Annotated in this window: 25 protein-coding genes and 1 pseudogene; 14 read left to right on the top strand and 12 right to left on the bottom strand. The window is 71.7% G+C overall.

Translation table 11 applies throughout. The features are described from left to right. Window positions 1-2 precede the first annotated feature (2 nt). Complete coding sequence (locus tag AMYTH_RS0140710) at window positions 3-440, bottom strand: SRPBCC family protein (RefSeq protein ID WP_017983735.1); 438 nt, start codon at window positions 438-440, stop codon at window positions 3-5. Window positions 441-458: 18 nt separating this feature from the next. Continuing rightward, entirely contained in the window at window positions 459-968 is a 510-nt protein-coding gene (locus AMYTH_RS0140705) for a hypothetical protein (RefSeq protein WP_228685165.1), read from the bottom strand. 132 nt (window positions 969-1,100) lie between these two features. On the opposite strand from AMYTH_RS0140705, the gene AMYTH_RS0140700 reads away from it, so the two are divergent. The 3 genes from AMYTH_RS0140700 to AMYTH_RS0140690 all read left to right on the top strand — a co-directional run bounded on the left by AMYTH_RS0140700 (window position 1,101) and on the right by AMYTH_RS0140690 (window position 4,112). Further along, window positions 1,101-1,520, top strand: a complete 420-nt coding sequence (locus tag AMYTH_RS0140700) for a YciI family protein (protein WP_020418747.1) — start codon at window positions 1,101-1,103, stop codon at window positions 1,518-1,520. 1 nt (window position 1,521) lies between these two features. Further along, window positions 1,522-2,757, top strand: a complete 1,236-nt coding sequence (locus tag AMYTH_RS0140695) for an RNA polymerase sigma factor (protein WP_027935060.1) — start codon at window positions 1,522-1,524, stop codon at window positions 2,755-2,757. 113 nt (window positions 2,758-2,870) lie between these two features. Further along, on the top strand, window positions 2,871-4,112 hold the full coding sequence (locus AMYTH_RS0140690) for an APC family permease (RefSeq protein ID WP_027935059.1): 1,242 nt from the start codon (window positions 2,871-2,873) through the stop codon (window positions 4,110-4,112). Here AMYTH_RS0140690 and AMYTH_RS0140685 read toward each other — a convergent pair. Together AMYTH_RS0140685 and AMYTH_RS0140680 are read right to left on the bottom strand one after the other, a co-directional pair. Then, window positions 4,073-5,179 (bottom strand): NAD(P)H-dependent flavin oxidoreductase, encoded by a 1,107-nt coding sequence (locus AMYTH_RS0140685; protein WP_027935058.1) that lies wholly within the window; start codon window positions 5,177-5,179, stop codon window positions 4,073-4,075. The two genes, AMYTH_RS0140690 and AMYTH_RS0140685, sit on opposite strands and share 40 nt — an antisense overlap. An 11-nt stretch (window positions 5,180-5,190) precedes the next feature. After that, window positions 5,191-6,807 carry an acyl-CoA synthetase gene (locus AMYTH_RS0140680; RefSeq protein ID WP_209440815.1) on the bottom strand — a complete coding sequence of 539 codons (1,617 nt, stop codon included), beginning with the start codon at window positions 6,805-6,807 and terminating at the stop codon, window positions 5,191-5,193. A 58-nt stretch (window positions 6,808-6,865) separates the two neighbouring features. On the opposite strand from AMYTH_RS0140680, the gene AMYTH_RS0140675 reads away from it, so the two are divergent. Further along, a complete protein-coding gene (locus AMYTH_RS0140675; RefSeq protein WP_027935056.1) occupies window positions 6,866-7,654 on the top strand; it encodes a crotonase/enoyl-CoA hydratase family protein in 789 nt (262 codons plus the stop codon). A gap of 354 nt (window positions 7,655-8,008) precedes the next feature. Here the strand turns inward: AMYTH_RS0140675 and AMYTH_RS0140670 are convergent, their stop codons facing one another. After that, window positions 8,009-9,562 carry an acyl-CoA synthetase gene (locus AMYTH_RS0140670; protein ID WP_027935055.1) on the bottom strand — a complete coding sequence of 518 codons (1,554 nt, stop codon included), beginning with the start codon at window positions 9,560-9,562 and terminating at the stop codon, window positions 8,009-8,011. A gap of 89 nt (window positions 9,563-9,651) precedes the next feature. Here AMYTH_RS0140670 and AMYTH_RS0140665 point away from each other — a divergent pair, with 89 nt between their 5' ends. The 4 genes and pseudogenes from AMYTH_RS0140665 to AMYTH_RS48420 all read left to right on the top strand — a co-directional run. Then, on the top strand, window positions 9,652-10,608 hold the full coding sequence (locus AMYTH_RS0140665) for a Zn-ribbon domain-containing OB-fold protein (protein ID WP_027935054.1): 957 nt from the start codon (window positions 9,652-9,654) through the stop codon (window positions 10,606-10,608). 12 nt (window positions 10,609-10,620) lie between these two features. Further along, the gene (locus tag AMYTH_RS0140660; protein ID WP_027935053.1) at window positions 10,621-11,670 is read left to right on the top strand and encodes a thiolase domain-containing protein; all 1,050 of its coding nucleotides are present in this window, start codon (window positions 10,621-10,623) and stop codon (window positions 11,668-11,670) included. Window positions 11,671-11,672: 2 nt separating this feature from the next. After that, a complete protein-coding gene (locus AMYTH_RS0140655; protein ID WP_027935052.1) occupies window positions 11,673-12,830 on the top strand; it encodes a thiolase domain-containing protein in 1,158 nt (385 codons plus the stop codon). A 61-nt stretch (window positions 12,831-12,891) separates the two neighbouring features. Continuing rightward, a pseudogene (locus AMYTH_RS48420) lies at window positions 12,892-13,060 on the top strand (helix-turn-helix domain-containing protein); the annotation flags it as partial. Between the two features lie 2 nt (window positions 13,061-13,062). Here AMYTH_RS48420 and AMYTH_RS0140650 read toward each other — a convergent pair. Beyond that, window positions 13,063-14,007, bottom strand: a complete 945-nt coding sequence (locus tag AMYTH_RS0140650; RefSeq protein ID WP_027935051.1) for a sigma-70 family RNA polymerase sigma factor — start codon at window positions 14,005-14,007, stop codon at window positions 13,063-13,065. An 81-nt stretch (window positions 14,008-14,088) separates the two neighbouring features. On the opposite strand from AMYTH_RS0140650, the gene AMYTH_RS0140645 reads away from it, so the two are divergent. Continuing rightward, window positions 14,089-14,661 (top strand): dihydrofolate reductase family protein, encoded by a 573-nt coding sequence (locus tag AMYTH_RS0140645; RefSeq protein ID WP_027935050.1) that lies wholly within the window; start codon window positions 14,089-14,091, stop codon window positions 14,659-14,661. On the opposite strand, the gene AMYTH_RS0140640 is transcribed toward AMYTH_RS0140645, so the two are convergent. Together AMYTH_RS0140640 and AMYTH_RS0140635 are read right to left on the bottom strand one after the other, a co-directional pair. Then, entirely contained in the window at window positions 14,619-16,139 is a 1,521-nt protein-coding gene (locus AMYTH_RS0140640) for an amidase (RefSeq protein WP_027935049.1), read from the bottom strand. The two genes, AMYTH_RS0140645 and AMYTH_RS0140640, sit on opposite strands and share 43 nt — an antisense overlap. 42 nt (window positions 16,140-16,181) lie before the next feature. After that, window positions 16,182-17,408, bottom strand: a complete 1,227-nt coding sequence (locus AMYTH_RS0140635) for a cytochrome P450 (protein ID WP_027935048.1) — start codon at window positions 17,406-17,408, stop codon at window positions 16,182-16,184. Window positions 17,409-17,629: 221 nt separating this feature from the next. Here AMYTH_RS0140635 and AMYTH_RS0140630 point away from each other — a divergent pair, with 221 nt between their 5' ends. Beyond that, window positions 17,630-18,793, top strand: coding sequence for a steroid 3-ketoacyl-CoA thiolase (locus tag AMYTH_RS0140630; RefSeq protein WP_027935047.1), 1,164 nt, complete (start codon window positions 17,630-17,632; stop codon window positions 18,791-18,793). Window positions 18,794-19,313: 520 nt separating this feature from the next. Here the strand turns inward: AMYTH_RS0140630 and AMYTH_RS0140625 are convergent. Next, window positions 19,314-19,757 (bottom strand): pyridoxamine 5'-phosphate oxidase family protein, encoded by a 444-nt coding sequence (locus AMYTH_RS0140625; protein ID WP_027935046.1) that lies wholly within the window; start codon window positions 19,755-19,757, stop codon window positions 19,314-19,316. Between the two features lie 71 nt (window positions 19,758-19,828). Here AMYTH_RS0140625 and AMYTH_RS0140620 point away from each other — a divergent pair, with 71 nt between their 5' ends. After that, window positions 19,829-20,554 (top strand): class I SAM-dependent methyltransferase, encoded by a 726-nt coding sequence (locus AMYTH_RS0140620; protein WP_027935045.1) that lies wholly within the window; start codon window positions 19,829-19,831, stop codon window positions 20,552-20,554. A 27-nt stretch (window positions 20,555-20,581) separates the two neighbouring features. On the opposite strand, the gene AMYTH_RS0140615 is transcribed toward AMYTH_RS0140620, so the two are convergent. Beyond that, on the bottom strand, window positions 20,582-21,415 hold the full coding sequence (locus AMYTH_RS0140615; RefSeq protein WP_027935044.1) for a TIGR03620 family F420-dependent LLM class oxidoreductase: 834 nt from the start codon (window positions 21,413-21,415) through the stop codon (window positions 20,582-20,584). A gap of 90 nt (window positions 21,416-21,505) precedes the next feature. On the opposite strand from AMYTH_RS0140615, the gene AMYTH_RS0140610 reads away from it, so the two are divergent. After that, window positions 21,506-22,366: a LysR family transcriptional regulator gene (locus tag AMYTH_RS0140610; RefSeq protein WP_027935043.1), complete on the top strand. Its 861-nt coding sequence runs from the start codon at window positions 21,506-21,508 to the stop codon at window positions 22,364-22,366. Between the two features lie 24 nt (window positions 22,367-22,390). On the opposite strand, the gene AMYTH_RS0140605 is transcribed toward AMYTH_RS0140610, so the two are convergent. Beyond that, the gene (locus AMYTH_RS0140605) at window positions 22,391-22,789 is read right to left on the bottom strand and encodes a winged helix-turn-helix transcriptional regulator (RefSeq protein WP_027935042.1); all 399 of its coding nucleotides are present in this window, start codon (window positions 22,787-22,789) and stop codon (window positions 22,391-22,393) included. Between the two features lie 121 nt (window positions 22,790-22,910). On the opposite strand from AMYTH_RS0140605, the gene AMYTH_RS0140600 reads away from it, so the two are divergent. Further along, window positions 22,911-23,762, top strand: a complete 852-nt coding sequence (locus AMYTH_RS0140600) for an SDR family oxidoreductase (RefSeq protein ID WP_027935041.1) — start codon at window positions 22,911-22,913, stop codon at window positions 23,760-23,762. A 56-nt stretch (window positions 23,763-23,818) separates the two neighbouring features. Here the strand turns inward: AMYTH_RS0140600 and AMYTH_RS0140595 are convergent, their stop codons facing one another. Continuing rightward, window positions 23,819-24,469 carry a hypothetical protein gene (locus AMYTH_RS0140595; protein WP_157360742.1) on the bottom strand — a complete coding sequence of 217 codons (651 nt, stop codon included), beginning with the start codon at window positions 24,467-24,469 and terminating at the stop codon, window positions 23,819-23,821. Window positions 24,470-24,538: 69 nt separating this feature from the next. Here AMYTH_RS0140595 and AMYTH_RS0140590 point away from each other — a divergent pair, with 69 nt between their 5' ends. Continuing rightward, window positions 24,539-25,342 carry an alpha/beta fold hydrolase gene (locus AMYTH_RS0140590; RefSeq protein WP_027935039.1) on the top strand — a complete coding sequence of 268 codons (804 nt, stop codon included), beginning with the start codon at window positions 24,539-24,541 and terminating at the stop codon, window positions 25,340-25,342. The last annotated feature ends 12 nt before the right edge of the window (window positions 25,343-25,354 follow it).

Genomic DNA, 25,354 nt, shown 5'->3' with positions numbered 1-25,354 from the left:
TTTCACGCCTGGAACAGGTTGACCAGCCGGTCGAGCGTCTTGTCGATGGCCTGCTTGTTCTTGCGCGGGAAGAAGCTCAGGTCGATCAAGAGCGGAATGCGCGCGGTGGACCAGTCGAAGGTCTCGGTGACCTCGGTCGAGCCGTCCTCGAGCGGTTTGAGCTGCCACCGCCAACGGTGCCCGTTGAAGTGCCGCCAGGCGATCAGCCGGTTCTCGTCGAACTCGACGACCGTGTTGAGGATCTTGTAGTTCGCGCCCATCTTCATGTCCATGCCGAAGCGGGAGCCGAGCGTCAGGCGCTCCGGCCCGCCGCCCTGCGCGGCGAGGACCGTGCCGGAGCCGTCGATCAGCGGGTGTTTCGACGGGTCCGCGAGCAGCTCGAAGATCTTCTCCGGCGGGGCCGCGACGATCCGCGTGGCGGAGACCTGGCGTTTCCTCATGCCCCGGGATACTACCGGTCAGTAACCTCGTTTGGCGCTCGTCAGCACCACAGTCCGCTCGTTCAGGGGCTCGGACAGGGTCGCCGACACCACCGGGTAGCGGATGTCCATCGTGCACATCTGGCCTGCCAGGTTGCTCTTGTTCTCGACCAGGTTGACGACGACCTGCCGCGCGTCCTGTGCGGTCACCTCGGCCGCGGCGCGCCCGCAGCCGCCCTCCTCGGCGCGGATGAACAACTGCTTGCCGTCCGCGCTGACGAACACCTCGCGCGGGAAGTCCGACGGCAGCGCCGAGGAGTCGACGCGGGTGGCAGGCACCTGGGCGGTGTCCGCCGGTGGCTGCATCTGGCGCGGCCCGCCCGGCATGACCGGGGGCAGGTCGGTGGCCGGGATGGTCGGCGCGGTGGGAGCGGCTTCGCTGCTGGTCGCGTCGCCGGACCCGCTTCCGACGGTGGGGGCCTGCTCGCCGCAGGCCGTGGCCGCCAGCAGGACGAGGCCCAGCCCGCACATCGTTGCTTTCCACCTCATGCCTCCAGGACGGAACGGGCCCGCCGACGGGTTGCACAAAAAATCCCGGGGACCGTGTCGATCGAAACGCCCCCCGTTCGACCCATGGGGTGAGAGGGTCCAGAAGGACCCGGACACCGAGGGAGAAACACCATGAAGTTCATGCTGATCTGGCGGGCCACCGACGAGGCGTTCGCGAACCTGGCCGACTTCGACTTCGACCAGATGATCGAGATGACCGGCCGGTACAACCAGGAGCTGATCCGGGCCGGTGTGCTGGTCGCCGCCGAGGGTCTGGACGACGCGAACGACGGCGTGGTGGTGGACTACTCCTCGGAGCCGCCCGTGGTCACCGACGGCCCGTACGGCGAGACGAAGGAGCTGTTCGGCGGCTTCTACATCCTCAACGTGGCCTCCAAGGAGGAGGCGGTCGAGTGGGCGAAGCGGTCCCCGATCAAGGGCAAGGGTTTCAAGACCGAGATCCGGCGGGTCACCACGATCGACGAGTTCCCGCAGGACAACGAGTGGATCCAGAAGGAGCGGGCGTGGCGCGAGGCGACCGGTCAGCTCTGAGATGACCGAGCGGGAAGCGATCGCCGCCGTCTGGCGCATCGAGTCGGCGCGGATCGTCGGTGCGCTCGCGCGCTACACCGGCGATTTCGCGCTGGCCGAGGACCTCGCCCAGGAGGCGCTGGCGGAGGCTCTGGTGACCTGGCCGCGTGAGGGGGTGCCCCGCAACCCGGCGGGGTGGCTGCTGACGGTGGGCAGGCGCCGGGCGGTCGACGCGTTCCGCAGGCGCTCCGCGCTCGACGAGCGGTACGCCGTCCTCGCCAACGAGCTGCGCGAGGACGGCGGGGAGATCGAGTGGGATCCGGACCAGATCGACGACGACGTGCTCGCGCTGATGTTCATCTCGTGCCACCCGGTGCTGTCGCGGGAGGCGCGGGTGGCGCTGACGCTGCGGGTGGTCGGCGGTCTGACCAGCGACGAGATCGCGCGGGCGTTCCTCGTGCCGACGGCGACGGTGCAGGCGCGGATCACGCGGGCGAAGAAGACGCTCGGCGCGGCGGGGGTGCCGTTCGAGGTGCCCTCGCCGGAGGAGCGGGCCGCGCGGCTCGGGTCGGTGCTGAACGTGATCTACGTGATCTTCACCGAGGGTTCGTCGGCCAGCTCCGGTGGTGACCTGATCAGGTTCGACCTCGCGGGCGAGGCCCAGCGCCTCGCCCGCGTGCTGTCGCGCCTGATGCCGGACGAGCCGGAGGTGCACGGGCTGCTGGCGTTGCTGGAGCTGACCGCGGCGCGGTTCCCGGCGCGCACCGGGCCGGACGGGGAGCCGGTGCTGCTGGAGGACCAGGACCGGCGGCGGTGGGACCGGTCGGCGATCCGGCGGGGACGGGCGGCGCTGGCGCGGGCGGAGGCGGCCGGGCGGGGGCTGGGCGCGTACGGCCTGCAGGCCGCGATCGCCGAGTGCCACGCCGTCGCGCCGTCGGTGGCGGAGACGAACTGGGACCGGGTGGTGCTGCTGTATGAGGCACTCGGCGGGCTCGCGCCGTCGCCCGTGGTCGACCTCAACCGCGCGGTGGCGGTGTCGATGGCGCAGGGCCCGGCGGCGGCGCTGCCGATCGTGGACGCCCTGGCGGCGGCCGGGGCGCTCGGCAAGTCGCACCTGCTGCCGACCGTGCGCGGCGAGTTGCTCGTGCGGCTCGGGCGCACCGAGGAGGCCCGGACGGAGCTCAGGCGGGCCGTCGAGCTGTGCGGCAACGAACGGGAACGCGCGGTGCTGGAACGGAAGCTGGACGCCCTTGGTTGAACGGCACGATCCTGGGCGCTCTGGTTGATCGCGCCCCTGTCCGTGGGCGAACGGGCGCCGAACATCCCGTGACGGATCATCCCCGCGGCCGGGCCACCGGTTACGGTCTCCCCGTGACAGGACTAGTGCGACGGCTCGGCACCGGGGACGCGGTCGTGATCGGCCTGGGCTCGATGATCGGGGCCGGCGTGTTCGCCGCCTTCGCCCCTGCCGCCCGTGCCGCGGGCGCCGGGCTGCTGATCGGCCTGGCGCTGGCCGCCGTGGTCGCCTACTGCAACGCCACCTCCTCCGCCCGCCTCGCCGCCCGGTACCCCGAATCCGGGGGCACCTACGTCTACGGCCGGGAGCGGCTCGGCGAGTTCTGGGGTTACCTCGCCGGGTGGGGGTTCGTCGTCGGCAAGACCGCGAGCTGCGCCGCGATGGCGCTGACCGTCGCGTCCTACACCGCGCCCGGCGCGAGCCGCCTCGCGCAGTCGCTCGTCGCGGCGGCCGCCGTGCTCGCGCTGACGGCCCTCAACTACCGCGGCGTCCAGCGGTCGGTGACGCTCACCAAGGTCATCGTCACGATCACGCTCGTGGTCCTCGCCGGGTCGGTGGCCGGGATCGTGATCGCGGGCAGCCCGGATTCCGCCAACCTGACGCCGTTCCCCGGCTCGGGCGCGGGCGGCATCCTGCAGTCGGCCGGGCTGTTGTTCTTCGCTTTCGCCGGGTACGCGCGGATCGCCACCCTCGGCGAAGAGGTGCGCGACCCGGAGCGCACCATCCCGCGTGCCATCCCGATCGCACTGGGGATCACGCTCGCCGTGTACGCCGTCGTCGCCGTTTTCCTGCTGCTGCAACTGGGTCCGGACGGCGTGGCGTCCACTTCGGACCCGATCGCGACGGCGATGGCGAGCACGTCGTGGTCGGCCCTCACCCCGGTGGTCCGGGCCGGCGCCGCGCTGGCCGCGCTGGGCTCGTTGCTCGCCCTGGTGCTCGGGGTGTCCCGGACGACGTTCGCCATGGCCCGGGACGGCCACCTGCCCGCTGCGCTGGCCGCCGTGCACCCGCGGTTCGCCGTGCCGCACCGCGCCGAGGTGGCGGTCGGGGTCGTGGTCGCCGCTCTGGTGCTGGTGACCGACCTGCGCGGTGCGATCGGGTTCTCCTCGTTCGCGGTGCTGACCTACTACGCCATCGCGAACGCGAGCGCGTGGACGCTCGGCACCCGCCGCGTGGTGCCCGTGGTGGGGCTCGCCGGCTGCGTGGTGCTCGCGTTCAGCCTGCCGCTGTCGTCGGTGATCAGCGGTGTCGTCGTGCTCGCCGCCGGCGCGCTCGCCTACCTCGTCTTGTCCAGGCGGGACAACGCCTCCTCGTAACCGCTGACCAGGTCGGCCACGATCTCGGCCACCGGGCGCACCCGGTCGATCCGGCCGATGATCTGGCCTGCCGGCATCGACACCACGGTCGGGTCGTTCGCCGCGTGGATGCGGTTGTGCGCCTTGCTCACCAGCAGGTTCTGCAGCGGCATCGGCAGCGGTTCGGGCGCGTCCGCGGACGACCAGGCCTCGGTCCAGCGCGTCTTGAGCAGCCGCGCCGGTTTCCCGGTGTAGATGCGCGTCCGCACGGTGTCCGACGACGTCGCCCCGACCAGCGCGCTCTGCATCGCGGTCGACTCCGGCATCGTCTGCAGATACTCCTCCGTCGCGAGCCAGATCGAGCCCGTCCACGCGCCGGACGCGCCCAGCGCCAGCGCCGCCGCGACCTGCCTGCCCGAGCCGATCCCGCCCGCCGCGAGCACCGGCGCGCGATCGCCCACCGCGTCGACGATCTCCGGCAGCAGCACCATCGAGGCGATCTCGCCGGTGTGCCCGCCAGCCTCGTACCCCTGCGCCACCACGAAGTCCACGCCGTTGTCGACGTGCCGCACCGCGTGCTCGGCCTTGCCGGCGAGCGCCGCGACCGGCACGCCGTGCTCGTGCGCCTGGTTGATGACGTCGACCGGGGGTGAGCCGAGCGCGTTGGCGATCAGCTTGATCGGGTGCTTCAGCGCGACCTCGACGTGCGAACGGGCGACCGAGTGCAGCCAGCCGAGCACGCCGGCGCGTTCCTCGGTGTCCTCCGGCAGCTCCGGCACCCCCAGCTCGCGCAGCGTCCGCTCGACGAACGCGCGGTGCTCCTCGGGGATCAGCTTTTCGAGGTCGACCGCGGCGCCCTCGGCGGGCACCTTCGCGGGCATGACGATGTCGACCCCGTAGGGCTTGCCGTCAGTGTTGGCGTCCATCCAGTCCAGCACCCGGTCGAGTTCACCGGCGTCGTTGAACCGCACGCAGCCGAGCACGCCGAGGCCGCCCGCCTTGCTGATCGCGGCGGCCACGTGCTCCGACGGGGTGAACCCGATGATCGGGTACCGGATGCCGAACGTCTCGCACAGCGCGGTGCGCATCAAGTGTCTCCTCAGGCCTTCTGGATCTCGATCGGTGAGTGCTCGGCGGCGTGCCGGACGGCCCACGGGTAGTCGGGTTTACCGGTCGGGAGCCGGCCGATCCGGTCGACCAGCCACACGCTGCGCGGCACCTTGTAGCCCGCGACCTGCGTCCGGACGTGCGCCTCGATCGCGCCGAGGTCGGGCGTCACACCGGGCCGGGCCTGCAGGATCGCGCCGACGCGCTGCCCGAGCCGCTCGTCCGGCACGCCGACGACGATCGCGTCGAACACGTCCGGATGCGACTTCAGCGCGCTCTCGACCTCTTCCGGGAACACCTTCTCGCCGCCGGTGTTGACGCACTGCGAACCGCGGCCGAGCAGGGTGACGGTGCCGTCCTCCTCGTAGCGGGCCCAGTCGCCGGGCACGACGTAGCGGTTGCCCTCGACCTCGACGAAGATCGTCTCGGACTTGGCCGGGTCCTTGTAGTAGCCCAGCGGCACGTGCCCGCGGCGCGCGATCCGGCCGGTCGCGCCGGGCGCGCGCGGGACGAGGCGGTTGTCGTCGTCGATGAGGATGGCGTCCTTGCCGAAGTTCACCCGCGGGCCCGCCGAGTGGTCGGCGTCCTTGGCGACCATGCCGATGCCGGTGAAGCCGCTCTCCGACGAGCCGATCGCGTCGGTGAGCACCAGGTTCGGGAAGGTGCTCAGGTACTCCTGCTTGACCGGCTGGGAGAACAACGCGGCGTGGCTGGACACGGCGACGAGCGACGAGGCGTCGTAGCCGCCCTCGCGGTAGGCGTCGAGCAGCGGGCGGGCCATCGCGTCGCCGACGATCGTCAGGACGTGCACCTTGTGCTTCTCGATCTCGCGCCAGATCTCGTGCGGGTCGAACTGCGGCACGAACACGACGGTGCCGCCGCCGAACATCGCGCCGAACGCGGCCCACTGGGCGGCGCCGTGGATGAGCGGCGCGGCGGGCAGCCGGACCATCGCACCCTGCTTGCCTTGCTCGGCCATCGTCCACTCGTCCGGGACGTACTCGCCGGTGACGAAGTCGATGCCGCCGCCGAGCGCCCGCCACACGTCTTCGTGGCGCCACATGACGCCCTTCGGGTAGCCCGTGGTGCCGCCGGTGTAGACGATGTAGATGTCGTCCGGGCTGCGCTCGCCGAAGTCGCGGTCCGGCGACTGCGCGGCGAGCGCCGGCTCGTACTCGGCGCCCCCGTAGCCGGAGAAGTCCGCGTCGCTGCCGTCCTCAACCACTAGTACGTGTTTCAGTTTCGGGGTCTTCGGGAGCACCGCGGCGACCTTGTCCGCGTACTTGCGCTCGTGCACGAGCGCGACCAGGTCGGCGTTGTCGAAGAGGTACTCGAGCTCGGCTTCGACGTAGCGGTAGTTGACGTTGACCGCGATGGCGCGCAACTTGTACGCGGCGAACATCGCCTCGATCGTCTCCACGGAGTTGCGGGAATAGACGCCGATGTGGGAGCCGGGACCAACCCCCTGCGCGGCGAGGTGGTGCGCCAGCCGGTTGGCCCTGTCCTCCAGCTGGGCGTAGGTGACGTGCCGCTGTCCGCAGATGACCGCGGGGCGATCCGGCACGGCGTCGACGGCGTGCTCGAGCAGATCCGCGATGTTGTATGCCACCCAGCCAAAGTAGAACATGTTATCGTTTTGGGCAATGGCGCCGGATGGAGAGGTAATCATGACGCAGCCGCACGCCCTGGTTGAACAACGCGCGCACACGCTCGTGGTGACGATGAACCGGCCGGAGGTCCGCAACGCGATCAGTGGCGAGATGATGGCGATCCTGGTCGAGGCGTGGGACCGGGTGGACAACGATCCGGAGATCCGGTGCTGTGTGCTCACCGGCGCGGGCGGCGCGTTCTGCGCCGGCGCGGACCTGAAGTCGATGAACCGCAACTCCCCCGCCGATTCGTACGAGAAGGGCACGTTCGACCCGGGCCGCATCGAGGGCCTGCTGAAGGGACGGCGGCTGACGAAACCGCTGATCGCGGCCGTGGAGGGCCCGGCGATCGCGGGTGGCACGGAAATCCTGCAGGCCACCGACATCCGCGTGGCCGGGGAGAGCGCGCGGTTCGGCGTGTCCGAGGCGCGGTGGGGGCTGTTCCCGATGGGCGGCTCGGCGGTGCGGCTGCCGCGGCAGATCCCGTACACGCTGGCGGCGGAGATCCTGCTGACCGGGCGACACCTGACCGCCGCGGAGGCGAAGGAGATCGGGCTGATCGGCAGCGTGGTGCCGGACGGGCAGGCGCTGGAGCGCGCGCTGGAGCTGGCGGACATGATCGCCGCCAACGGGCCGCTCGCGGTGCAGGCGATCCTCCGCACGATCCGCGACACCGAGGGGATGCCCGAGGAGGAGGCCTTCAAGATCGAGGCGCAGTACGGGCTGAAGGTCTTCCAGTCCGCCGACGCGAAGGAGGGGCCGCGCGCGTTCACGGAGAAGCGCAAGCCCCGGTTCGAGGGCCGCTGAAACTGTCGGTGGTGGCCGCTACCCTGGCGCGATGGACGGCGATCCCGCCGGCGGGGCAGTGCGCGTGCTGCGAGCCGCCGCCGGCGGGGGTGCTGGTGCGCCACGGGCGGGTCGGCGTGCCCGCAACGACGACCGGTGCGAGTGGTTGCTCAAGGGACAGGAGCACGTGGGCCGCAGGGGTAGCGAGACCCGGTGACGTGGTGCCGGTCCGCTGGGCGGACCTGGGCCCGGAGAAGCTCCAGCTCTGCGGGCGCTGCTGCAACGAACGGTGGTGGGCGTCGGTGCGCTTCGCACGCTCCGGCGAGGTGGTGACGGAAGAACGCAGCCAGCGGGACCTGCGGCCACGCAGGAGGGTCAGATCTTCCGGTCCGTCCAATAAGGATCCCGCAGCTTGCGCTTGTACAGCTTCCCGTTCGGGTCCCGCGGCAGCTCCTCGGCGAAGTCGATACTGCGCGGCCACTTGAACTTCGCCAGCCTGCCGCGCACCCACTCCAGCAGCTCCTCCGCCAGCTCGGGCCCCGGCGCAACACCTGGCGCAGGCTGCACGACCGCCTTGATCTCCTCGCCCCAGTCCTCGTGCGGGATGCCGAACACCGCCACGTCCGCGACCTTCGGATGCATCACCAGCTCGTTCTCGATCTCGGCCGGGTAGATGTTCACCCCGCCCGAGATGATCATGTCGTTCTTGCGGTCGTGCAGGAACAGGTAGCCGTCCTCGTCCAGGTAACCCACGTCGCCGAGGGTGAACAGGTTCCCGACCCGCGCCTTGCGCGTCTTCTCGGCGTCCTTGTGGTACTCGAACGTCGACGAGCCCATCCGCATGTACACCGTGCCGGGCTGTCCGGGCGGCAGCTCGTTGCCGTCGTCGTCCAGGATCTTGATCACCGAACCGGGCCACGGCAGCCCCACCGAACCGGGCTTGCGCAGCCACTCCTCGCCGGTGATCATCGTGCCGCCGCCCTCGGTCGCGGCGTAGTAGTCGGTCACCACCGGGCCCCACCACTCCAGCATCCGCCGCTTCACCTCGGGCGGGCACGGCGCCGCACCGTGGATCATGTTCCGCAGCGACGACAGGTCGTAGCGCGACCGCACCTCCTCGGGCAGCGCGAGCAGGCGCCGGAACTGTGTGGGCACCATGTGGCTGTGCGTGACGCGGTACCGCTCGATCAGCCGCAGCATCTCCTCCGGGTCCCACCGGTCCATCAGCACGACCGTGTGCCCCAGCTGGATCGAAATCGACGCGAAGTTCAGCACCGCCGTGTGGTAGAGCGGCGATCCGCACAGGTGGACGTGGTCGTCGAACGGCTTCAGCCCGAAGATCCCGAAGAACCACGTGGACGCGACGGGCACGCTGTCCGGGTCGGCCCCGCTCAGCGGCCGCCGCACGCCCTTGGGCCGTCCCGTCGTGCCGGAGGTGTAGAGCATCGGCGACCCCGCCGTCCGCCCCTCCGGGCGCCCGCTCCCCCCGGCGCCCAGTTCGGCCACGTCGCGGAACCCCTCGATGCGCCCCACGGCGAACCGGCCGGAAGCGGGCACCCCGGCCTCGTCCGCCGCGGCGATGGCCACGTCGGAGAACCGCTCGTGCGCGAGGAACGCCTTCGCCCCCGAATCGGACAGGATGTAGGCCACCTCGGGTCCGACCAGGTGCCAGTTGACCATCACCACGTACAGCCCGGTCTGCAGCGCGGCGAAGTACGCGGCCAGCAGCTCGTCGCTGTTGGGCTGCAGCACCACCACGACGTCGCCGGTCTCCAGGCCCAGCTCGCGCAGGCCGCGCGCGTACGCGTTGGCCTTGTCGGCGAGCGCGCCGTAACCGACCTCGCTGCCGTCGGGGTTCACGATCGCCGTCCGGTCCGGCTGCCCGGCCGCGATGTTCCACAGGCCGATCGTCTCCAGTGCAGTGGTCATGCACCGAATCTAGAACCTGTTCCACTTAGCGCGCAACCTTCCGGCAGAGCGTCTTGCCGCCAGATCGAGAACGTGTTTCACTTCGATTCGTGAGTACACCGCTGTCCGCGCCGCTGGATCTCGCCTTCGACTACACCCGCTCCCTCGGGCCCGTGCTCGGCCGGTTCGCCGCCGGACTGCGCGAGCGCCGCATCGAGGGCGTGCGCGGCTCGGACGGCCGCGTGCACGTGCCGCCGGTGGAGTACGACCCGGTCACCGCCGCGGCGCTCACCGAGTTCGTGCCGGTGTCCGACGAGGGCACCGTGCTGAGCTGGTCCTGGATCCCCGAACCGCTGGAAGGCCAGCCGCTGACCACGCCGTTCGCGTGGGCGCTGGTCCGGCTGGACGGCGCCGACACCGCGATGCTGCACGCCGTGCACGTGGACAGCCCCGCCGAGATGCGCACCGGGATGCGGGTGCGCGTGCGCTGGGCCGACGAGCCTGCCGGCCACATTCGGGACATCGCCTACTTCCTGCCCGTCGGCGCGGACGACGGGCCCTCCCCCGCGCCACCGCCGAAGTCCGAACAGGACGGTGTGATGGTGACGCCGATCCAGCTGCACTACCAGCATTCGGCATCGCCGGAGGAGAGCCGTTACCTGCGTGGCCTCGCCGAGGGCAAGCTCATCGGCCAGCGCTGCCCGAAGTGCGAGAAGGTCTACATCCCGCCACGCGGCGCCTGCCCGACCGACGGGGTGCCCACGGTGGACGAGGTGGAACTGCCGGACACCGGCATCGTCACGACGTTCTGCATCGTCAACGTGCCGTTCCTCGGCCAGCGGATCAAGCCGCCCTACGTCGCGGCGTACATCCTGCTCGACGGCGCCGACATCGCGTTCCTGCACCTCGTCCTCGGCTGCGACGCCGCCGACGTCCGGATGGGCATGCGGGTGAAGGCGAACTGGAAACCACGTGACGAGTGGTGGACGAGCCTGGAGAACATCAGCCACTTCGAGCCGACCGGCGAGCCGGACGCGCCCTACGAGTCCTTCGCCCACCACCTGTAGAGGGGAACTGCCATGCGAGACGTCGCGGTGGTCGGGTTCGCCCAGGCCCCGAACGTGCGCTCCACACCGGGCACCACGAACGGCGTGGAGATGCTCGTGCCCATCTTCGCCCAGGTCTACGAGCAGACCGGACTGTCCAAGTCGGACATCGGGTTCTGGTGCTCCGGCTCGTCGGACTACCTGGCGGGCCGGGCGTTCTCGTTCATCTCCGCGATCGACGCGATCGGCGCGTTCCCGCCGATCCACGAGTCGCACGTGGAAATGGACGCGGCGTGGGCGTTGTACGAGGCGTGGCTGAAGATCCGCACCGGCGAGGTCGACACCGCGCTGGTCTACGGCTTCGGCAAGTCCTCCGCCGGGCAGCTGCGCCGGGTGCTGGCCCTGCAGCTCGACCCGTACACCGTCGCGCCGCTGTGGCCGGATTCGGTGAGCATCGCGGGCCTGCAGGCGCGGCTCGGGCTGGACGCCGGCCTGTGGAGCGAGAAGGACCTGGCCGAGGTGGCCGCGCGCAGCCGCGCCGACGCCACCCGCAACCCGCACGCGCAGTTCTCCGGCGCCAGCGAGATCGCCGACCTGCTGGACGCGCCCTACGTGGCCGATCCGTTGCGCGCGCACGACATCGCGCCGGTGACCGACGGCGCCGCGGTGATCGTCCTCGCCGCGGCCGAGCGGGCGCACGAGTTCGCCGAACGGCCCGCGGTCATCACCGGCATCGAGCACCGGGTGGACACGCCCGTGCTCGTCGCGCGCGACCTGACCCGCTCGCCGTCCACGGAAGCGGCCGGGCAGGCAGTCGGCACCGGGGACGTGGAGATCGCCGAGCTGCACGCGCCGTTCACCCACCAGGAGCTGATCCTGCGGACCGCGCTCGGGCTCGGCGACGACGTCCGCGTCAACCCCTCGGGCGGCGTGCTCACCGGCAACCCGATGTTCGCGGCCGGGCTGGCGCGCATCGGCGAGGCCGCCACCCGGATCCTCACCGGCCAGGCCTCGAAGGTGCTCGCGCACGCCACCAGCGGCCCGGCCCTGCAGCAGAACCTCGTCGCGGTCCTGGAGGCGTGAACATGGCGAAGCAGCTCGCCGCGGTGCTCGGCACCGGGCAGACCCACCACCGGGCGAAGCGGACCGACGTGTCCATGCCCGGACTGCTGCGGGAGGCGATCGACCGCGCGATGGCCGACGCGCAGGTGGAGTGGCCGGACATCGACGCGGTGGTCATCGGCAAGGCGCCGGACCTGTTCGAGGGCGTGATGATGCCCGAGCTGTTCCTGGCCGACGCGCTCGGCGCGACCGGGAAACCGTTGCTGCGGGTGCACACCGCCGGTTCGGTAGGCGGGTCGACGGCGCTGGTGGCGACGAGCCTGGTGCAGTCCGGCATCCACCGGCGCGTGCTGACGGTGGCATTCGAGAAGCAGTCCGAGTCGAACGCGATGTGGGCGCTGTCGATCGCGCCGCCGTTCACTATGCCGGTCGGCGCGGGCGCGGGCGGGTACTTCGCGCCGCACGTGCGGTCCTACATCCGGCGATCGGGCGCGCCCGAGCACGTCGGCGCGATCGTCGCGGCGAAGGACCGGCAGAACGGGGCGCTGAACCCGTACGCGCACCTCAAGCAGGCGGACATCACGGTGGAGAAGGTGCGGGCCTCGCAGGTGCTGTGGGACCCCATCCGCTACGACGAGACCTGCCCGTCCTCGGACGGCGCGTGCGCGATGGTGATCGGCGACGAGGCCGCGGGCGACGCGGTGCAGGGCGCGGCGTGGGTGCACGCGACGGCGATGCGCACCGAGCCGACCACGTTCGCCGGACGCGACCAGGTCAACCCGCAGGCCGGCCGCGAAGCCGCCGCGGCGCTGTGGCGCGAGGCGGGGATCACCGACCCACTGTCCGAAATAGACGCGGCGGAGATCTACGTGCCGTTCTCCTGGTTCGAGCCGATGTGGCTGGAGAACCTCGGTTTCATGCCCGAGGGCGAGGGGTGGAAGCTGACCGAGGCCGGGGAGACCGCCCTGACGGGCAGGCTGCCGGTCAACCCGTCCGGCGGGGTGCTGTCGTCGAACCCGATCGGGGCGTCCGGCATGCTGCGGTTCTCCGAGGCGGCGAAGCAGGTGATGGGCCGGGCGGGCGACTACCAGGTCGACGGGGCGCGCCGCGCGCTGGGCCACGCGTACGGCGGGGGCTCCCAGTACTTCGCGATGTGGGTGGTGGGCTCGGAGAAGCCCTAGGTGTGCTGTCCGGGGACGGTGGTGACGGCTGACATCGCTGAGATGATCCTGGTAGGCGCCATTGGCCCCCACCGGCCGGCTGCGGCTGGCCCGGCGTGTCGTGGAGCAGGGTGGTCGCTGCGCGGGCGGTAGAGCGGTTCCAGGTCAGTCACACCACCGTCGCCCGCTGGGTGAGTCGTTGTCGCGAGCATGGCCCGGCGGGCCTGGTCGATCGCCTCACCAGACAACACACCTAAACGGCGGTGGGCAGGTCGAAGGCCGCGAACACCGCCGGGTCCTGGAAGACGACCGTGCGGCTGATCCGCGCGCCGGCGACGCTGAACACCTGCAGGGTGTGCAGGCGGTGCCCGCCCGCGGGATCCGGGGCGTAGGCGGCCACGGCCGGCTGGCCGTTCGCCCCGGTCGGGACCATCCGCCAGCCCACGCCGCGCATCGCGAACACGCGCCGGATGAAGGCGGCGTAGTCGTCGCGGCCGCGGTACCACAGCGGCACCGGCGGCATCTCCAGCACGGCATCGCCGGTGAGCAGCTCGACCAGCGCGTCCACGTCGGCCGCCTCGAACGCTCGGACGTAGGCCTCCACCGTGCGGCGGGCCGCGGGGTCGCCGGACGGGGCGACGTCTTCGAGGGCCGTGACGGACAGCCCCGCCCGCGCCCGCTGCAGGGCGCTGTTCACCGAAGCGACGGAGGTGTTCAGCAGTCCGGCCACCTCGGCGGCGCTGAAGGCCAGGACCTCGCGCAGCACCCAGACGGCCCGCTGCCGTGGCGGCAGCGTCTGCATGGCCGCGATCAGCGCCAGCCGCATGCTGTCCCGCCGCACGGCCTGGTCCGCCGGATCGCCGAGCCGGGCGTCGGGGAAGGGCTGCAACCAGGGCACGTCGAAGGCCGGCCGCAGCGGCGCCTCGGGGTCGGTGCTGGGCGCGCCCAGCCCGGACGGGAGCGGTCGGCGCGCCCTGCCCGCCAGCGCGGTCAGGCACGCGTTGGTCGCGATGCGGTACAGCCAGGTGCGGATCGACGCCCGCCGCTCGTCGTAGCGCTCGCGGGCCTGCCACGCCCGCAACATGGTCTCCTGCACCAGGTCCTCGGCCTCGTGGACCGATCCGAGCATCCGGTAGCAGTACGCCAGCAGCTCCGTCCGGTGCGGTTCGGTCAGCGCTGCGAAATCCACTCTGGCCATCGCGATGAGTATGGCGGCACTCGCCGGTATGTACCTCCGCCGGGCCAGCCGGGGCCGGCGGAGGACAACCGAGGAGTCCACATGGGCACGTTGATCGTCATCGAGTTCGTCACGCTGGACGGCGTCGTCGAGGACCCGGACGGATCCGGCGGCACGCCGGGCGGCGGCTGGGCGTTCCGGCACGGTCCGGATGCGGTGGCCGGCGACAAGTTCGGGCTCGGCGCGCTGCTCGACACCGGCGTGCTGCTGCTGGGCCGCGTCACGTGGGAGCTGTTCGCGAAGCTCTGGCCGGGCCGGACCGACGAGTTTTCGGCGAAGATGAACGCCATCCCGAAGCTCGTCGTATCCCGCTCGCTGACCAGCGCGGACGCGTGGCAGAACTCGTCCGTGCTCGACGGGGACCTGGTCTCGGCGGTGCGCGGGACGGACCAGGACCTCATCGTCACCGGCAGCATCAGCGTCGTGCACGCCCTCGCCGCCGAGAACCTCGTCGACGAGTACCGGCTCCTGGTGTTCCCGACGGCGCTCGGCACCGGGCGGCGGCTGTTCACCGCGCCCGCGGATCTGCGGCTCCACGCGGTCCGGCAGCAGGGCGCCGCCGCGCTCCTGACCTACCGGGCGGCGACCGGGAAGCCACCCACCTCCCGCTCGTAGGCGGCCGCCACGCGGAGCACCGTCGCGTCGTCGAAGCGGCGGCCCGCGATCATCAGGCCGGTCGGCAGGCCGTCCACCGGCGCGGCGGGCACCGAGATCGCCGGGTGCCCGCTCGCGTCGAAGGGCGCGGTGTTGCCGACCATCCCGAGCGCGTTGACCATCCGCTCCTCGCGCGTCGCGTCCGGGCCGGGCAGGGGCTTCGCGACGTACGGCACCGTCGGCAGCACCAGCACGTCCACCTCGGCGAGCGCCGCGTCGTAGCCGGCGCGCAGCTCCCACGCCAGCTCGCGCGCCATCGCGTAGTGGCGCATGTCGTAGCGTTCGGCCGCGTAGGCGCCGGTGAGGATCATCGTCTTGAGCGTGTCCGACATGTCGTCGGCGTGCACGCGCCGCCCCCGCGCGAAGTGCACCATCAGCTCCGGGTCGTACCGGCCGGGCACGTTCATGCCGTAGCCGTTGCCGTCGATCATCTGGCGCGCGGTGCCGTCCGTGCCGATCACGGTCCACACGTCGAGCCCCTCGCGGTGCCACGGCACGCTCACCTCGGACACCACGGCGCCCGCCGCGGCGAGCCGGTCGGCCGCGGCGCGGACCGCGTCGTCGACACCCGGTTCGGACATCGGCAGGCCGAAACCCTCGGTGAGCACGCCTACCCGCACACCGCGGATGTCCTGCTCGACCGCGGCCAGGTAGTCCGGCGGCTCGGGTGTGCGGAACTGGCGCGGGTCGAAGCCGTCGTCACCGGCGAGGACGCTCAGCAGCAGCGCCGCGTCCCGGACCGTGCGGGTCATCGGGCCGAGGTGGTCGATCGTGGTTTCGATGGGGAACGCGCCGGTGTAGGGCACGAGCCCGTGCGTCGGCTTGTGCCCCACCACGCCGCAGAACGCGGCCGGAATCCGCACCGAGCCGCCCTGGTCGCCGCCGATCGCGAAGTCGGCCTCACCGGCGGCGAGCAGGGCCGCGTTGCCGGACGACGAGCCGCCGGCGTGCCGGGTGGGGTCCCACGGGTTGCGCACCGGGCCGGAGGCGGAGGTGAAGCTGGACCCGGAGTAGCACAGGTCCTCGCACACCGCCTTGCCGACGATCGTGCCGCCCGCCGCGAGCACCCGGCTCACGACGGTCGCGTCGCGGCGCGGCACGAACCCCTCCACCGCGCGGGATCCGTTCATCATCGGCACCCCGGCGACCGCGATGTTGTCCTTGATCACGACCTCGCGGCCGCTCAGGGGACCGTCGCCGGTCGGCGGGATCCGGGTGCGCACGTACCACGCGCCGAGCGGGTTGTCCGCCGGCCACTCGTAGTCGCGGCGCGGCGCGCTGGGCGCCGAGCGGGCATACAGGTGCTCGACGGCCTCGTGGGCGGCGAGGTTGGCCTCCACGAGACCGGCGAAGGACTTGCGATCGGCTTCGCCGAGGCGGAAACCGTGACGGGCCGCGAGTTCGGCGAGTTCTTCCGGGCTGGGCGGGACGACGGGCACCGGGCACCTCCTGGCGACGAGGACCGAGGTGCAGCGTAACCCCTATTCGTAGGCGACCCGGTAGTGCTTGATGCCGTTGAGCCAGCCCGAACGCAGCCGCTCCGGCGGCGCGATCTCGCGGATACCAGGCATTTCGTCGGCGATGGCGTTGAAGATCAGGTCGATCTCCAGGCGCGCGAGATTCGCCCCGATGCAGTAGTGCGAGCCGGTGCCGCCGAAGCCGACGTGCGGGTTCGGATCCCGCAGCACGTCGAACTTCTCGGGCTCGTCGAACACCTCGGGGTCGAAGTTGGCCGAGCTGTAGAACATGCCGACCCGGTCGCCCTTGCGGATGTGCTGGCCGCCCAGCTCGGTGTCGGCGGTCGCGGTGCGCTGGAAGGCGATCACCGGCGTGGCCCAGCGGACGATCTCGTCCGGCGCGGTCTTCGGCCGCTGCTCGCGGTAGAGCTCCCACTGGTCGGGGTGGTCGAGCATGGCCTTCATGCCGTGGGTGATGGCGTTGCGGGTGGTCTCGTTGCCCGCCACGGACAGCAGGATGACGAAGAAGCCGAACTCCTCCGAGCTGAGCGACTCACCGTCCACATCGGCCTGGACGAGCTTGGTGACGATGTCGTCCATCGGGCACTTCCGGCGCTCCTCGGCCATGTTCCACGCGTAGCCGACGAGTTCGGCGGAGGCGGCGATCGGTTCGACGTCGTACTCCGGGTCGTCGTAGCCGATCATCTGGTTGGACCAGTCGAAGATCTTGCGGCGGTCCTCCTGCGGGATGCCGATCAGCTCGGCGATGGCCTGCAGCGGGAGTTCGCACGCGACGTCCTCGACGAAGTCGCCGGAGCCCTTCTTCTTCGCCTCGTGCACGATGCGCGCGGCGCGGTCGCGGAGCGTGTCCTCCAGCCGGGCGATCGAGCGGGGCGTGAAGCCCTTCGACACGATGCGGCGCAGCTTGGTGTGCTGTGGCGCGTCCATGTTGAGCAGGACGAGGCGGTTCGCGTCGAGACCCTCGTCGGTCATGTTCTCGTCGAACCGGATGATCGCGAGCTTCTCCTGCGAGGAGTACAGCTCGCTGTCCTTCGACACGGTCTTGACGTCTTCGTGCCGGGTGACGACCCAGAACCCGTCGTCGCGGAAGCCCGCGCGGTTGTGCGGCTGCGCGTTCCACCAGACCGGCGCGGTCTTGCGGAGCTCGGCGAACTCCTCCAGCGGAAGCCTTGCCGCGATCAGGTCGGGGTCGGTGAAATCGAAGCCGGCGGGGATCAGGGGCGTGGCCACGGCTACCTCCCGAGGTGCCTCACGTCGTCGTGGAACACGTTCTAAACCCGATTAGAGCATACGGTGTTAACTAAGTCGAGAGTTTGAGTGAAACCCGTTTACTCGATCTTGAATGCCCTGGTGGTCCGATTGGTCACCAAACGGCGGTTGACCTGGGTCACACTTGCTCAATACTGAAACAAGTTCTACTTTGGGCGGGAGTCGAGTGGAGGAGAGCTGCCGTGGGTGAACCCGTCATCGTCGAGGCCGTGCGGACCCCGATCGGGAAGCGGCGTGGCTGGCTGGCCGGGTTGCACGCGGCCGAGCTGCTGGGCGTGGCGCAGCGGGCGCTGGTCGAGCGGGCCGGGTTGGACGCCGCGATCGTGGAACAGGTTATCGGCGGTTGCGTGACGCAGGCGGGTGAGCAGTCCGGCAACGTGACACGCACGGCCTGGCTGCACGCCGGCCTGCCCGAGACGACCGGCGCGACGACGATCGACGCGCAGTGCGGATCGGCCCAGCAGGCCGCACACCTGGTCGCCGGGTTGATCGCGGCAGGTGCGATCGACGTCGGCATCGCGTGCGGGGTGGAGGCGATGAGCCGCATCCCGCTCGGCGCGAACCGCGGCGTGGACGCGGGCGCGCCGAAGCCCGGCTCGTGGGCGATCGACATGCCCAACCAGTACGGCGCGGCGGAGCGGATCGCCGAGCGACGCGGCATCACGCGGGTGGACGTCGACCGGTTCGGGGTGGCGTCGCAGACCAAGGCAGCGACGGCGTGGGCGCAGGGCCGGTTCGACCGCGAGGTGGCGCCGGTGAAGGCGCCGGTGCTCGACGCGGAGGGCAGGCCGACCGGGGAGACCCGGCTGGTGGCCCGCGACCAGGGCCTGCGCGAGACCACGCTGGAGGGGCTGGCTGGGTTGAAGCCGGTGCTCGAGGGTGGCGTGCACACGGCCGGCACGTCGTCCCAGATCTCCGACGGCGCGGCGGCCGTGCTGATCATGGACTCCGCGCGGGCGGCGTCGCTGGGCCTGCGTGCCCGGGCGCGGATCCGCGCGCAGGCGCTGGTCGGCGCCGAGCCGTACTACCACCTGGACGGCCCGGTGCAGGCGACGTCGCGGGTGTTGTCGCGCGCCGGGATGGCGATCGGTGATCTCGACCTGTTCGAGGTCAACGAAGCGTTCGCCTCGGTGGTGCTGTCGTGGCAGCAGGTGCACTCGCCGGATCCCGAGCGGGTGAACGTCAACGGCGGCGCCATCGCGCTGGGGCACCCGGTGGGCAGCACCGGCGCGCGCCTCCTGACGACGGCCCTGCACGAGCTGGAACGCCGCGACGGTGCGACCGCCCTGGTGACCATGTGCGCCGGCGGAGCACTCTCGACGGCCACCATCCTGGAGCGGCTGTAGGCCCACCCGCCTGAGCAGCTGCAGGGCCCACCCGGCGCGCCGGGCCGCCGCCGGTGGTGCGGTCCGGAACACGCAACACCCGGCACCGGCGAGGCGGCGCCTCACCGCGACGCGGCCACCTCCGGCTCAGCCCGACACCCCGGCTCGCCCGACACGGGCACCCCCGGCTCACCCCAGCACGGCCACCCCCGGCTCACCGCGGCACGGCAACACCCGGCACCCCGGCACGGCCACACCCGGCTCACCCCGGCACGGCCACCCCCAGCTCACCCCGGCACGGCAACCCCCAGCACCCCGGCGCAGCCACCCCCAGCACAGCCCGGCACGGCCACCCCCAGCACCCCGGCGCAGCCACCCCCAGCACAGCCCGGCACGGCAACCCCCAGCTCACCCCGGCACGGCCACCCCAGGCCTACCCCGACACGGCCCCCGGCTCACCGCGACGCAGCCACCAAGCCCGTCCACCAGCGTCAGGCCCACCGTCACGTCGGCCACGTGCGGGGTGTCCTCGTACCTGGTCTCACTTGCGCTCGAAACGCACCACCTCCCGGCCCGGCCACCAGATGGTCGCCACCAGCTTGTCGCCCTCGACCGTTGTCAGCACCGCCTGCTGGAGGTCGAGCCGGAAGAGGTGGCTGGGTTGCATGTCGCCCTGGACGGCGTCCAGGACGGCCTTCTCGGTGATCTCGACGGCGATCCCCGACAGCTTCGCGTCGCCGTCGGCGGATGGGTGGGCGTGCAGCGCGAACCGGCCGTCGCGCTGCAGGTCGTGCGCCTTGCGCGCGCCCCACATCGACCCGATGAACAGATCGGGCCCGTGGAAGTCGACCTCGGTGCCGCTCACCCGGGGCGACCCGTCCCGCCGCAGAGTCGCCAGCACGTGCGTCTCCGCCGCCGTCAACCGCTCACGCACCGCCGCCGCCAGCGACGGCGCCTGCTCTTCGAATTCCCTCCAGTTGGTCACGTCCGCAGTGTGACAGGGGGTACCGACAAAATCGGGAGCGCGCGCACCGCCGCCCGGCTAAGGTGCCTGCCGTGCCCGACGCGATCTTCGCCCACCCGCGCCTCGCCCAGGTCTACGACACCTTCGACGGCGAGCGCGACGACCTCGACCTGTACCTGTCGATCGCCGACGAGCTCAAGGCCGAACGCGTGCTGGACGTCGGTTGCGGCACGGGCAGCCTGGCCGTGCTCCTCGCCGCGAAGGGACGCACCGTCGTCGGCGTCGACCCCGCGGAGGCGTCGCTGGCGGTCGCCCGCGAGAAGGATCCGGACGGGAAGATCACCTGGATCCACGGCGACGCCACCGATCTGCCCCCGGCCGCCGGCGATCTCGCCGCCATGACCGGGAACGTCGCGCAGGTGTTCCTCACCGACGAAGACTGGGCCCGGACCCTCGCGCGCATCCGGACCGGGCTGCGGCCGGGCGGGCACTTCGTGTTCGAGACGCGCCGCCCGGACCGGCGGGCCTGGGAGGACTGGGCCGCGGCAACCGGCCCGCTGGTGCTCGATGTGCCCGGCGCCGGCCGTGTGGAGCGCCGCATGGAGGTCACGGACGTCAGCCTGCCGCTGGTGTCGTTCCGCTTCACGTACCGGTTCCTGGCCGACGGCGAAGTGGTCACATCGGACTCGACGCTGCGGTTCCGGGAGCGCGACGAGGTCGAGGAAAGCCTTGCCGCACAGGGATTCCGCGTGACCGACGTGCGGGACGCCCCGGACCGGCCCGGCATGGAGTTTGTGTTCCTGGCCCAGCGCGACTAGCACCGCAGCCCCGGTTCACCACTGACCTCACCGCGCGGCTTGCACCGCCTCCGCGACTTCGACGAGTGTGGCGATCGGGTCGTCGCCGAGGGGGTAGACGCCGACGTGGTCGGCGCCGGCCGCTCGATGGGCCAGCAGCCGGGTCGCCGTGGTGGCTTGGTCGCCGTGTGCGACGAGAGCGTCGATGAGCCGATCGCTGCCCGCGCCGGACAGATCGTCTTCGGTGAAGCCGAGACGCCGGAGGTTGCTCGCGTAGTTGTGCACACCCAGCGCGGTCCCGGGCGGCGCGGACCGGGCGACGGCGCGGGCTCGGTCCACGTCCGGCTCGACGAGGGCGAAATGCCCGGGCAACAGCAGCTTCCCGGGGCCGAGGATCAAGCGGGCCCGCCGGGTGTGCTCCGGGGTGACCATGCCGGGAATGGCTCCGGCGGTGCGCGCCCCGGCCAAGCGCAGCATCCTCGGCCCGAGCGCGGCCACCACGATGCGGTCGGACGGCACGCCCGCGCCGGCGAGCCGGTCCAGGTAGGACACCAGCGTGTCGTACGGGGAGGCGTATTCGGCGTGCACTTCGCGGTGGCCGATTCCGACGCCGAGCAGGAAGCGCCCGGGGTGCCTGGCTTCGATCCGGTGGTAGGAGGTCGCAACGGTTTCCGCGTCGGCGGTCCAGACGTTCACCACGCTCGTGCCGACGGTCAGCCGGGTGGTCGCGTCGAGCAGCTCCTCCGCGAGGGTGAGGTCCGCCGGAGGCGAGGCGTCCAGCCAGAGCGTGCCGTAGCCGGCGCGCTCCACCTCGACCGCACGGTCCGGGTTCACTTCGTGCTCGCGCAGGTGCGCGCCGAGCAGACCGAGATCGATGTCCATGTCCCGACTCCACCACCAGGGCTCGCCGGGAACCAGAACCAAGGCTGCCGCACAGCGATAACCTCGAAGCATCGTCGCAGAGGAGACCGGGTGGAACTACGGGCGTTGCGGTACTTCGTCACGGTCGCCGACGAGCTGCACTTCGGCCGGGCCGCCGAGCGGCTGCACATCGCTCAGCCGGCGGTCAGCAGGCAGATCGCGGCACTGGAGCGCGAGCTGGGGGTCCGCCTGTTCGACCGCTCACCGCGCCGCGTCCGGCTGACCGAGGCGGGACACCGGGTGCTCGCCGCCGCGCGGGAGGCGCTCGCGGCCGCCGATCGGGTTCGGGTCGCGGCACGCGAGCGGGCAGGTGTCATGCGCATCGGGACCGGCGCGGGGCAGTTCACCGCCCGGCTGGAACGCGGGATCGACGCGTTGCGGGAACAGGCCCCGGGATTCGACGTCGTGCTCGTCGACCTGCCGCTCACCGCCCGCTTGAACGCTCTGCGGCAGGGGGAGATCGACCTGGCCCTGGCACGGGAAGTGCGTTCGGCGCCCGGGCTGCGGGTGTTGCCGACCTGGACCGAAGCCTTGTTCGCGGTCGTGTCCACGCGGCACGCCGCCGCCGGGCGCGCGACCGTCGGCGTTGCCGAGCTGGCCGCCGGTCCCCTGAAGACTTCCCAGGACCACGATCCGTCGGTGCTCGGCGCGCTGCCGGGCGTCGGACTCCAGGGACCACCGGCGCACCGCGCGGGGACGGTGCACGACACGATCGTCGAGGTCGGCTCCGATCCGCGCAGCTGGACCGTGTTGCCCGCCGACCAGGTGATCGAGATCCGCTCCACCCGGGTGCGCGCGATCCCGCTCGAGCCGCGAACGACGATCACGGGCAGTGTCGTCGTGCCGGGCGACCTCCCCTGCGCCTGCGCAGCGGCCCACGTGACGGCCTTCGGTGACGCCACGGCCGCCTGATCCCGTGTGACCCAGAGGTCCGACCTAGCGCGCGACCGCCGACTTCGCCTCGTCGTACGCTCGGCGCGCGGCTTCGACCTCCGCCACCCGGCCCTCGACCAGCTCGATCAACTCCCGCAGCCGGCCGGCCACCTCGGCGCCGAGCGGCGTCAGGCTGTACTCCACGCGCGGCGGGATCGTCGGCTCGGCCTCGCGGTGCACGAAACCGTCGCGTTCGAGCGCCTGCAATGTCTGGGCCAGCATCTTCTCGCTGACGCCGTCGACCTTGCGGCGCAACGCGTTGAACCGGAACGGCCCCTCGGCGAGCGCGGCCAGCGCGAGCGTGCCCCAGCGTCCCGTCACGTGCTCCAGCACCCCGCGCGACGTGCACGCGCGTGCGAAGACGTCGGCGACCAACTGGTCGTGCTCGGCGTCGCAACTCATGACACCGAGGATACCTGGTGGCGCCCACGATTCCCGGTGATGGTACTCACCCAGGGTTGGCACTTTCCAGAAGTTAGTACTAACTTCAGCGGTGAGCAGACGTCCGAGAAGGAGCGAGAACATGACCATCGTCGTCACCGGCGCCACCGGCCAGCTGGGCCGCCACGTCATCGCGGGGTTGCGCGAAAAGCTGCCCGCCGACCAGATCGTCGCCGCGGTGCGCAGCCCGGAGAAGGCCGCGGACCTGGGCGTCGAGGTGCGGGAAGCCGACTACGACCGGCCGGAGACGCTCGCGGCGGCGTTCGCCGGCGCGAGCAAGGTGCTGCTGATCTCGGGCGACGCCGTGGGCCGCCGGGTTCCGCAGCACCAGGCCGTGGTGGACGCCGCGAAGGCGGCCGGCGTCGCGCACCTCGTCTACACGAGCGCGCCGCACGCGGACGACACCCCGCTGGTGCTGGCGCCCGAGCACAAGGCGACCGAGGAGATCATCCGCGCGTCCGGCGTGCCGTTCACGATCCTGCGCAACAACTGGTACACCGAGAACTACGTGCAGAACGCCCAGCAGGCCATCGCGACCGGCGTGCTGATCGGCAGCGCCGGCGCGGGCCGGGTCGCGAGCGCCACGCGGGCCGACTTCGCCGCGGGCGCCGTGGCAGTCCTCACCGGCGACGGGCACGAGGGCAAGGTGTACGAACTGGGCGGCGACGTCGCGTGGACGTTCGACGACCTCGCCGCCGAGATCTCCGCCATCGCGGGCAAGGAGATCCGCTACCGCAACCTGACCGCCGACGAGCACCGCGCGGCGCTGATCGAGGCCGGGCTGCCCGCGGAGACGGCCGGGTTCGTGGTGGCGCTGGACCAGAACATCGCCGAGGGCACGCTCGCGGAGGTGACCGGCGAGCTGGCGGCGCTGATCGGGCGCCCGACGACCCCGCTGGGCGACGGTCTTGCCGCCGCACTGAAGGAAGCCTGAGGAACGTCCACTGTGGATGTTCCTGGAATGCGGATGACGGAGACCGTCGAAGGCATCTAGGCCTGGGAAGGCGTGACGTACGAGCCGGTCACGGTGCCGTCCGGCTGGACGCTGATCACCCTGTGTTCGACGGGTTCTGCCTCCGAAACGCGGCGCCCAGTGGGCGCCAGGTCGGGCTCGTCGAAGCAGATGAGTGTGTCCCAGCCGCTCGGGCGGACCGCGTACCCCCACGGGTCGGCATCGGTCGCCGGTGTACTGCTGCCACGGATCTCCGCCTCCTCGCCCACCAGACCGTCATCCCGTGCCGCGGGGCAGTCGAGGATCCGCACCAGATCGCCGGGCACGAAGCGGGGCGGCACGGCCGCTTCGGCGGGGCTGACGGTCACCCACTCGAGTTCCGGGTGCAGGAGGGAAACCCGGCCGTGGCCCGGCCGCACCCAGGCCGGCCCGACCGGGCTGTCACGCCATCCCTCGGGCGCGAGCGCTCGGAGCGCCGCAATGCAGTCGCCGACCCGGCCGGCCGGCTCGAGCGTCGCGCGGAACTCCAGCAGTGCCTCGTCCTTGTAGTACCGGCCCAGGCTGGAAACATCCACTGCGCCGAACACGGCCAGCGCTCGGCCAAGCTGCTGTCCGACCTCTCCGGTCGGCGACGCGGCGCGGACCATGATCCTGAGAAAGGCCCGCCGATAGCCGGGAAGGGAAGTCATCTCGGTTCCTCTCCACGGACGGCGACCACCGCGCATCGTCCGTCGCTCCTCTTGTGCTTGACTGCGCCCATGATCTCGGAGAGCGGTGCGTGCCCGGTGCCGGACGGGGAGTTGCACGTCGAGCGGAGCGGGGCCGGCCCGGCGCTGCTGCTGGTGCCCGGGGGAACCGGGGCGGCCGCCTCCTACCGGGCCCTCGCCGAGCAGCTCGCGACCCGCTTCACCGTTCTCGGGTACGACCGGCGCGGGCACTTCGGCAGCACGGACTCCACGCAGGGTCCACTGACCGTCGCGCGGCACGCTGACGACGCGCGCGCCGTCGTCGAGCACTTCGGCTACAGCAAGGCTCTCGTGTTCGGCAGCAGCGCAGGCGGTCAGATCGGGCTGGAGCTCGCCGTCCGGCACCCGGACGTCGTCAGCGGGCTGGTCGTCCACGAGCCGCCCGCCGTCGGTCTGCTGCCGGACGCCCACGAGTGGCTCGAGTTCGCCGAGGAGCAAGCCGCCCTCAGCGCGGACGGCGACGTCTTCGCGGCGTTCCAGGGGTTCCTGGGCTCCATCGCGGGCGCCGGGCTGCCCCCGCTGAAAACCGTGCGCCTGCCGCACGAACACGAGTGGCGCCTGCTGTTCGACCGCGAACTCGTCGGCTTCTACCGCTACCTGCCGGACCTCGACGCACTCCGCCGCGGCCCGGTGCCGATCGTGCTCACCGCGGGCGAAGGCAGCCGCGGCTACTACCACTACCGCCCGGCCCGCGCGCTCGCCCTCGAACTTGGCCTGCCGTTCGTCGAACTGCCCGGGGCGCACCTCGCCCCCCAGCGCAACGCGAAAGCATTCGCCGAGGCTCTGAACACCGTTCTCGCCGACCTGGTCCTCTGACCACCACGCCGA

The organism is Amycolatopsis thermoflava N1165 (genome assembly GCF_000473265.1).
Lineage (GTDB): Bacteria > Actinomycetota > Actinomycetes > Mycobacteriales > Pseudonocardiaceae > Amycolatopsis_E > Amycolatopsis_E thermoflava.
Note: the sequence above shows the minus strand (reverse complement) of the source record. Positions and strands in the feature narration are given on the sequence as shown.

Excerpts from the sequence above, each read along its gene's own strand:
- AMYTH_RS0140710 (WP_017983735.1), bottom strand. The coding sequence starts at position 440 with ATGAGGAAACGCCAGGTCTCCGCCACGCGGATCGTCGCGGCCCCGCCG.
- AMYTH_RS0140705 (WP_228685165.1), bottom strand. The coding sequence starts at position 968 with ATGAGGTGGAAAGCAACGATGTGCGGGCTGGGCCTCGTCCTGCTGGCG.
- AMYTH_RS0140700 (WP_020418747.1), top strand. The coding sequence starts at position 1,101 with ATGAAGTTCATGCTGATCTGGCGGGCCACCGACGAGGCGTTCGCGAAC.
- AMYTH_RS0140695 (WP_027935060.1), top strand. The coding sequence starts at position 1,522 with ATGACCGAGCGGGAAGCGATCGCCGCCGTCTGGCGCATCGAGTCGGCG.
- AMYTH_RS0140685 (WP_027935058.1), bottom strand. The coding sequence starts at position 5,179 with ATGCGCACCGCGCTGTGCGAGACGTTCGGCATCCGGTACCCGATCATC.
- AMYTH_RS0140675 (WP_027935056.1), top strand. The coding sequence starts at position 6,866 with ATGACGCAGCCGCACGCCCTGGTTGAACAACGCGCGCACACGCTCGTG.
- AMYTH_RS0140670 (WP_027935055.1), bottom strand. The coding sequence starts at position 9,562 with ATGACCACTGCACTGGAGACGATCGGCCTGTGGAACATCGCGGCCGGG.
- AMYTH_RS0140660 (WP_027935053.1), top strand. The coding sequence starts at position 10,621 with ATGCGAGACGTCGCGGTGGTCGGGTTCGCCCAGGCCCCGAACGTGCGC.
- AMYTH_RS0140655 (WP_027935052.1), top strand. The coding sequence starts at position 11,673 with ATGGCGAAGCAGCTCGCCGCGGTGCTCGGCACCGGGCAGACCCACCAC.
- AMYTH_RS0140650 (WP_027935051.1), bottom strand. The coding sequence starts at position 14,007 with ATGGCCAGAGTGGATTTCGCAGCGCTGACCGAACCGCACCGGACGGAG.
- AMYTH_RS0140645 (WP_027935050.1), top strand. The coding sequence starts at position 14,089 with ATGGGCACGTTGATCGTCATCGAGTTCGTCACGCTGGACGGCGTCGTC.
- AMYTH_RS0140615 (WP_027935044.1), bottom strand. The coding sequence starts at position 21,415 with ATGGACATCGATCTCGGTCTGCTCGGCGCGCACCTGCGCGAGCACGAA.
- AMYTH_RS0140605 (WP_027935042.1), bottom strand. The coding sequence starts at position 22,789 with ATGAGTTGCGACGCCGAGCACGACCAGTTGGTCGCCGACGTCTTCGCA.
- AMYTH_RS0140600 (WP_027935041.1), top strand. The coding sequence starts at position 22,911 with ATGACCATCGTCGTCACCGGCGCCACCGGCCAGCTGGGCCGCCACGTC.
- AMYTH_RS0140595 (WP_157360742.1), bottom strand. The coding sequence starts at position 24,469 with ATGACTTCCCTTCCCGGCTATCGGCGGGCCTTTCTCAGGATCATGGTC.
- AMYTH_RS0140590 (WP_027935039.1), top strand. The coding sequence starts at position 24,539 with ATGATCTCGGAGAGCGGTGCGTGCCCGGTGCCGGACGGGGAGTTGCAC.